The sequence below is a fragment of the Sphingomonas bacterium genome (genome assembly GCF_903644135.1).
Lineage (GTDB): Bacteria > Pseudomonadota > Alphaproteobacteria > Sphingomonadales > Sphingomonadaceae > Sphingomonas.
The window spans coordinates 1-6,120 of sequence record NZ_CAHJXA010000167.1 but is presented as its reverse complement, the minus strand read 5'-3'; the positions used below and the strand labels follow the sequence as shown (position 1 = coordinate 6,120).

Below are 6,120 nucleotides of genomic sequence, written 5' to 3'. Positions count from 1 at the left end.
CCGCCGCCGAAGCCGCCAGCGCCGCCCGTGCCGCCGCTCACGCCGCCACCACCGCCGCCGCCGTACCCACCGACTCCGCCATTACCACCGGCGGCGTTTCCGGCACCGCCACCTCCCCCAAAACCACCGTTCGCCGCGTTGATCGACGTCGTTACCGAACCGCCGCCGACACCCCCGCCGGCACCGCCATAGCTGACGGACGACCCACCACCGCCGCCATTCGCCCCGCCGGCACTACCGGAATCGCTGCCCCCTGCACCGACGCTGTGCACCCGTCGGTGAACGTACCTGCGCCACCTGCGCCGCCATTGCTGCCACCGGTAGCCGTCCGACCAAAGCCGCCACCGCCGGTACCCCCATTGCTGCTGCCGCTACCGCTGCCGCCCATGCCGCCGCCGCTGCCATACGTGCCGCCGCTCCCGGTGCCACCGGCACCACCGGCGGCACCGTTGCCCGCCAGGGTGACGTTAGCCAATGTAAGATTGCCCGTTGAGCTGACGAACACCGCGCCGCCCAAGCCCGCGCCGCCGCCGCCACGCACACCGCCGCCGGTGCCGCCCGCCGCAACCGCGTTGGCGACCGAAAGGTTCTCGATGGTCACGGTTGTCGTCGGACGGCCTAGTTGGCCGGCATCGCCAATGAAGAACGCACGATAGGTATTTGCGCCGCTGACGGTCACTCCCTGACCGCCGCCGTCGATCACCGTGTTGTTGCCTGTGATGATGGGCAACTCGCTTGTCAGCGTGATCGTGCTGTTGGCGACGCTATTGGCAAAGGTGATCGTTGTGCCGGCCGTCTGGTTGGCGGCCACGATGGCGGCACGAAGGGTTCCGGCGGTGCCATCGTCGGCGGTCGAAGTTACCGTGTAGGTCGCCTGCCCCACCGCCGGGCCTGCCAGCGCCACGCCGACAATCGCCGTCGTGCCGAGCAAAGCTCCACGCATCACCCGTGCGCGCGAAACGGCGAGGCCGCAGACCGACGTCACGCCCCGGTGGGCGAGCTGTGCACGCTTTGTCATCGACTTGTAATCCCCCTGAATAGCCGCTGCCTAGCGGGGGATCACGCGACTGCCAATGACGAATCCTTACAAGGGATTTTGCAAGATGGTTAACGAGGTGCCGACATACCAATCCATGGCACGAAGGTGATCAATGGCGGCGGCGGCTCCGGCTATACCAGCCGCATCAGCGCCTTTTTCAACCGCGCGTGCGCCGACGCCTTGATCTGGCACACCCGCGCCGCGCCGATGTCGAACACCTGGCCGATCTCCTCCAGGTTCAGTTCCTCGACGTAGTAGAGTTGGATCACCTGCGCCTCGCGCTCGGGCAGGGCGGCGATCGCCGCGATCAGGGCGTCGCGGCCGTCAGCCTCGGCAAGCTGCTCGAACGCATCGGGGGTGTCGTCGGCGAACCAGGGCAGGTCGTCGGCATAGACCTCGTCGATCGAGTCGAAGCGGACCGCCTCGGCGGTGAGATATTCGGCGCGCAGCTTGTCGATGCTGACGCCCAGATGCTGTGCGATGGTGGCTTCCTCCGGAGCGTGGCCGTGTTGCTGAGTCAGGGCGGCGACGGCTTGACCGTATTGCTTGCGCCGGCGCATCGCGCCGCGGGTGGTGGTCGCCTGGCGGCGCAGCTCGTCGATCATCGCGCCGCGCAGGCGGGTGACTAGGTATTGGCGCAAGGTGACTTGCCCCCGATCCTCGAAACCCGCCACCGCCTCGACCAGCGCGACCAGCCCAACCTGGACCAGGTCCTCGACCTCGACGATCGTGCTCATGCTGCCATGGACGTGCCAGGCGAGGCGGCGGACCAGCGGCAGATGCTCGCGGACGACGGCTTCGCCGGAGCGGGCGCTGCGCGAATAGGTCAGCGGCGCGGCACCGGCAAAGGCGTTCCTCATCGGCTCGGCGCTCATGCCGCGAGCGCCTGTTGGGCACCGATGACGGCGACGACCTCGACCGCCTTCTCCTCGGGCACCTCGAAGAACGACAGCACCGGCGTGTCGGGCAGGCAGGTGCGGACCAGCTTGCGGATGGCGACGCGGATCGCCGGCTGGACGACCAGCGCGAACGGTTTGGCGTCGGCGATCAGCGGCTGCGCGGCGCGTTGCAGCGCCTCGACGATCCGGCGGCCGAGATCGGGTTCGATGACATGGCGACGGCCGGTGTCCTGCCGCGCGGCCTGGCCGAGCAGCCCTTCGAGGCCACCCTCCAGCGTCATCACCCGCAGCGGCTCGCGCACGCCGCACAGCTTCTGGATGATCAACGCGCCGAGTTCGGGGCGGATCAGCTCGACCAGCTCGTCGGGGTCTTGCGTCCGGGTCGCGGCGACGGCGATGGCGGCGGCGATGCGGCGGAACTCCTTGAGCGGGATGTTCTCCGCCAGCAACCCGCGCAGTACCTGGGTCAGCGCCGGCAGCGACAGCGGTGCCGGCGTCAGCCCGGCGACGAGATGCGCGGCACGCTCCTTGAGGCCGTCGAGCAGCGACTGCACCTCGTCCGGCCCGAGCAGGTCGGCGGCGTTCTGACCGAGCAGATGGTTGAGGTGGGTCGCGACCACCGTGCCGGCATCGACTACCAGATAGCCGGCACCGGTCGCGGCATCGGCATCGCCCGGCGTGATCCAGGTGGCATCAAGGCCGAAGGTCGGGTCCTTAGCCTTCTTGCCGGTCAGCGCGCCGAACGCCTGACCGGTGTCGAGCGCCAGCATCTCGTCGGGGCTGGCCTGGTCCTCGCCGACGACGACGCCGTTGACGAGGATGCGGTAGGTGTAGGGCGCGAGGTTGATGTCGTCGCGCACCCGGCATTGCGGCACGACGAAGCCGAGCTCCTTCGACAATTGCCGCCGCACGCCGGTGATGCGTCCCATCAGCGGCGCGCCTTTCCGCTCGTCGACCAGCGGCACCAGGCCATAGCCGATGTCGATGTTGACCTGCATCGCGTCGGTCACCTCGTCCCAGCCGATCTTGGACGGGTCGACGGCCTCGACCGGCTGCTCCTCGACCACCGCCGGCCGCTTCTCGATGACGCGCAGCTTCCATGCGGCGAAGCCGGCGATGGCGGCGGCCGACAGTATGACGAGGTGCGGCATACCCGGCAGCACACCGAGCAGGCCGAGGATGGCGGCGACCGGGATCCAGGTGCGCGACGCGCCGAACTGGCCGCCGATCTGGCCGGCGAGGTCCTGCTCCGAGTTGACGCGGGTGACGATCGCGGCGGCGGCGATCGAGAGCATCAACGACGGCAGCTGCGCGACCAGCGCGTCGCCGATCGCCAGCAGGAGGTAGTTGTGCGCGGCGTCGGCGATGCTGAGGCCGTGGCTGACCGGCCCCAGGATCAGGCCGCCGATGACGTTGGCGGCGAGGATCATCAGCGCGGCGATGGCATCACCCTTCACGAACTTGGACGAACCGTCCATCGAGCCGTAGAAATCCGCCTCGGTCGACACCTCGATGCGGCGCGCCTTGGCCTCGGCGGGAGTGATCAGGCCGGCGTTGAGGTCGGCGTCGATCGCCATCTGCTTGCCCGGCAGCGCGTCGAGGGTGAAGCGCGCCGACACTTCCGACACGCGCCCCGCGCCCTTGGTGACGACGATCAGGTTGATGATCATCAGGATCGCGAAGACGAAGATGCCGACGACGTAATCGCCGCCGATCAGGAAGTTGCCGAACGCCTCGATGACATGCCCCGCCGCCGCGCCACCTTCGTGGCCATGCACCAGCACGACGCGGGTCGAGGCGACGTTGAGGCCGAGCCGGAACAGCGTCGCGAACAGCAGCACAGTCGGAAAGGCGGAGAAGTCGAGCGGCTTCTGCGCGTTGAGCGCGACCATCAGCACCGCGAGGCTGATCGCGATGTTGGCGATGAAGAAGATGTCGAGCAGCTGCTTGGGGATGGGCACGACCATCACCAGCACCAGCACCAGGATGGCGAGCGGCAAGGCGGCCCCGCGGGCGGTCGGCAGGAAGCGGCTCACGCGGCTATGCCCCCATGCTCGCGAGCATCATATAGGCGAGCCGCGCGGTATCGGGGGTCGGCCTGAACAGGCTGGCGACGTTGGTCTGCGCCGCTGATTGCCCGGTCATGCCGCGCGCCCAGGCGAGCGCGGTGGTGGCGCTCTCGCCATTGCCGGTGACGACGGTTGCGCCGTCGCCGGTGTCGAGCGCCTGCGAGGCGTATCGATAGCCGGCGCTCGGTACGCCACCGGTAGCGGACGCGGCGCTGCCGAGCTTGGCGGCGAAGCGGCTGTAGATGTCGGACAGCGACCGCGCGCTGCCGTCGCTGGCGTAGAAGACGTTGCCGTTGGCGGCGGCGGCGTTGGGAAACAGCGACGCGCCTGATGCCGAAGGGTTCGCCTGCATGGTCGTCAGGAACTTGGTCGCGCCGCCCAGCCCCAGGAAATGCGCCATGTAGAGGTCGGTGCCGGTCGCCGCACGGCCCAGCGTGCCCTGCAGCGCCTGGCCGTTATCCGACGCGGACGCCGCAGCCATGATCGAGGCGACGCTGGGATCGTTGCGCAAGCCCAGGATCGCCTGCTTGGTCGCGCCGTCGGCGACCGTCAGCTTGCCGTTCGCGCCCGGTTGGATCGCGTCGGCGGCCCAGGACAGCCCGTGCTCGGCCCCGTGCTTCTTGACCACCGACAGCCAGCTCTGGTCGATGAACTGGTACAGCCCGGTCGCGCTGGAGGTGGAGGCGCGCGCGCTGGCGTTGAGGCCGCTCTCCAGCTTGGCCTGGCCCAGCAGATAGTCAAAATCGACGCCGGTGGCGCTGGACGCGGAGGCGATCGCCGAGTGGATGCGGCTGGTGGTGATCGGATTGACGTTCATGCCCCCATGCGGAGCAAGAGGCGTGCCAAATCTCAGGCGTAGGCGCGCGCCACTGCGCCGGTCAGGCCGCTGCCGGCATCGCCGGTCAGGGTTTGCAGGCGGCGGCGGACATTTGCCGCCATCAGGTTGACATAGATGCGACAGGTCTCGTTGAGGCGGTTGGCCTCGTCGGCCAGCGCGCGCAGGTCGGGGCCGGCCGGGCCGGTGCCGAGCGTCGCGACGGCGTCGATGCCGGCAAGCTTGTCGGCGGTCGCACGCTCCAGCGCGGCGACGTCGTTCGCCTTCAGCGCGGCGATCTCGGCATGGAGCGCGTCGATCACGCGCACCAGGGCGTCACGCCTCGTCATGCTGGTCGTCATAGGGCTTCCACTGCAGCTTGAGCGCGATCATGCGGTCGGCGATGGTGGCCGGCACCAGCGGGAACCGGCCTTCCGCGATCGCCTTCTTGATCGTCGCGACCCGGTCGGCGTCGACCGGCGCGGCGGCGGCCATCGATCGGGCGAGACAGCTGGTCTGGGCGATGTCGACCGAGCTGCCGGACGTGACTGTCGGGCTGGTCGCCGATGTCGCCGCCGCCACCTTCGTGGTCGCGGCGACGCGCGGCACCGCCGTGTCGGTCGTGATCGCCTTGGTCGCTATCGAGTCCACCATGCCCGCACCTTGCCTCTGCTGACGAAGCGAGAAACGGCGGTGGCGGCAAAAGCTTTAGCATTTATTGCGACCAGCCCGGCAGCACCGCGCGGCCATCGACGGTGGCGACCGCCTGGACCGGGCCCTTGGCGTCCTCGACCTTGACGAGGAAGCGGCTGCCGGGGGCGGCGTCGCCCATCGCGATGCCCTCGCGCGTGACCGAGAAGCCGTCGGTGCCCGCCTCGACCAGCACCGGGTCGCCGCGCTTGATGACCGGCGCGGCCTTGGCGACCGCCGCCTGCGCGATCGCGGTGGTCGCGGCGGGCGTGATCCCGGCGATGCGGACGACCGGCACGAACAGCCGCCAGTCGGGGCCGGAACAGGCGACGACGACCGCGTCATGCGCCTCGGTCCGCCACGACAGCGACACCATCGGGCAGGCGGCAAGGCGCAGGCGGGCGTCGACCGGGGTGCGCGCGCCCCCCTCCTCGCCGACCGCGTGGCCGGTAAAGGCGGCGACGGCGCGGTCGAGCGACGCCGTGGCCTGGAAGCCGGCGGCGGCGAGCAGGGCGAGGATCATGGACGGCTCCCGGTGAAGGCGAGGGTGAGCGTGACGCGGCGGCCCGGCGCCGGGCTGGTCGACACGAGCAGGCGGCGCGCGGGCAG

The 6,120-nt window shown here is 69.8% G+C and carries 7 protein-coding genes; all 7 read right to left on the bottom strand.

The genetic code is table 11. From position 1 onward, the window contains the following. Nucleotides 1-151: 151 nt before the first annotated feature. A complete protein-coding gene (locus HUU96_RS09730; RefSeq protein WP_174292620.1) occupies nucleotides 152-931 on the bottom strand; it encodes a hypothetical protein in 780 nt (259 codons plus the stop codon). Nucleotides 932-1,170: 239 nt separating this feature from the next. Further along, complete coding sequence (locus HUU96_RS09725) at nucleotides 1,171-1,914, bottom strand: FliA/WhiG family RNA polymerase sigma factor (protein ID WP_174292619.1); 744 nt, start codon at nucleotides 1,912-1,914, stop codon at nucleotides 1,171-1,173. Beyond that, nucleotides 1,911-3,962 carry a flagellar biosynthesis protein FlhA gene (gene flhA, locus HUU96_RS09720; protein WP_174292621.1) on the bottom strand — a complete coding sequence of 684 codons (2,052 nt, stop codon included), beginning with the start codon at nucleotides 3,960-3,962 and terminating at the stop codon, nucleotides 1,911-1,913. The genes HUU96_RS09725 and flhA overlap by 4 nt, the downstream gene beginning before the upstream one ends. A gap of 16 nt (nucleotides 3,963-3,978) precedes the next feature. Beyond that, entirely contained in the window at nucleotides 3,979-4,824 is an 846-nt protein-coding gene (locus HUU96_RS09715) for a lytic transglycosylase domain-containing protein (protein WP_174292618.1), read from the bottom strand. Between the two features lie 32 nt (nucleotides 4,825-4,856). Then, nucleotides 4,857-5,171 carry a flagellar protein FlgN gene (locus HUU96_RS09710; RefSeq protein ID WP_174292617.1) on the bottom strand — a complete coding sequence of 105 codons (315 nt, stop codon included), beginning with the start codon at nucleotides 5,169-5,171 and terminating at the stop codon, nucleotides 4,857-4,859. Continuing rightward, a complete protein-coding gene (gene flgM, locus HUU96_RS09705; protein ID WP_174292616.1) occupies nucleotides 5,158-5,475 on the bottom strand; it encodes a flagellar biosynthesis anti-sigma factor FlgM in 318 nt (105 codons plus the stop codon). Before flgM ends, HUU96_RS09710 begins: the two co-directional genes overlap by 14 nt. 61 nt (nucleotides 5,476-5,536) lie before the next feature. Beyond that, entirely contained in the window at nucleotides 5,537-6,034 is a 498-nt protein-coding gene (locus HUU96_RS09700; RefSeq protein ID WP_174292615.1) for a flagella basal body P-ring formation protein FlgA, read from the bottom strand. Between the last annotated feature and the right edge of the window lie 86 nt (nucleotides 6,035-6,120).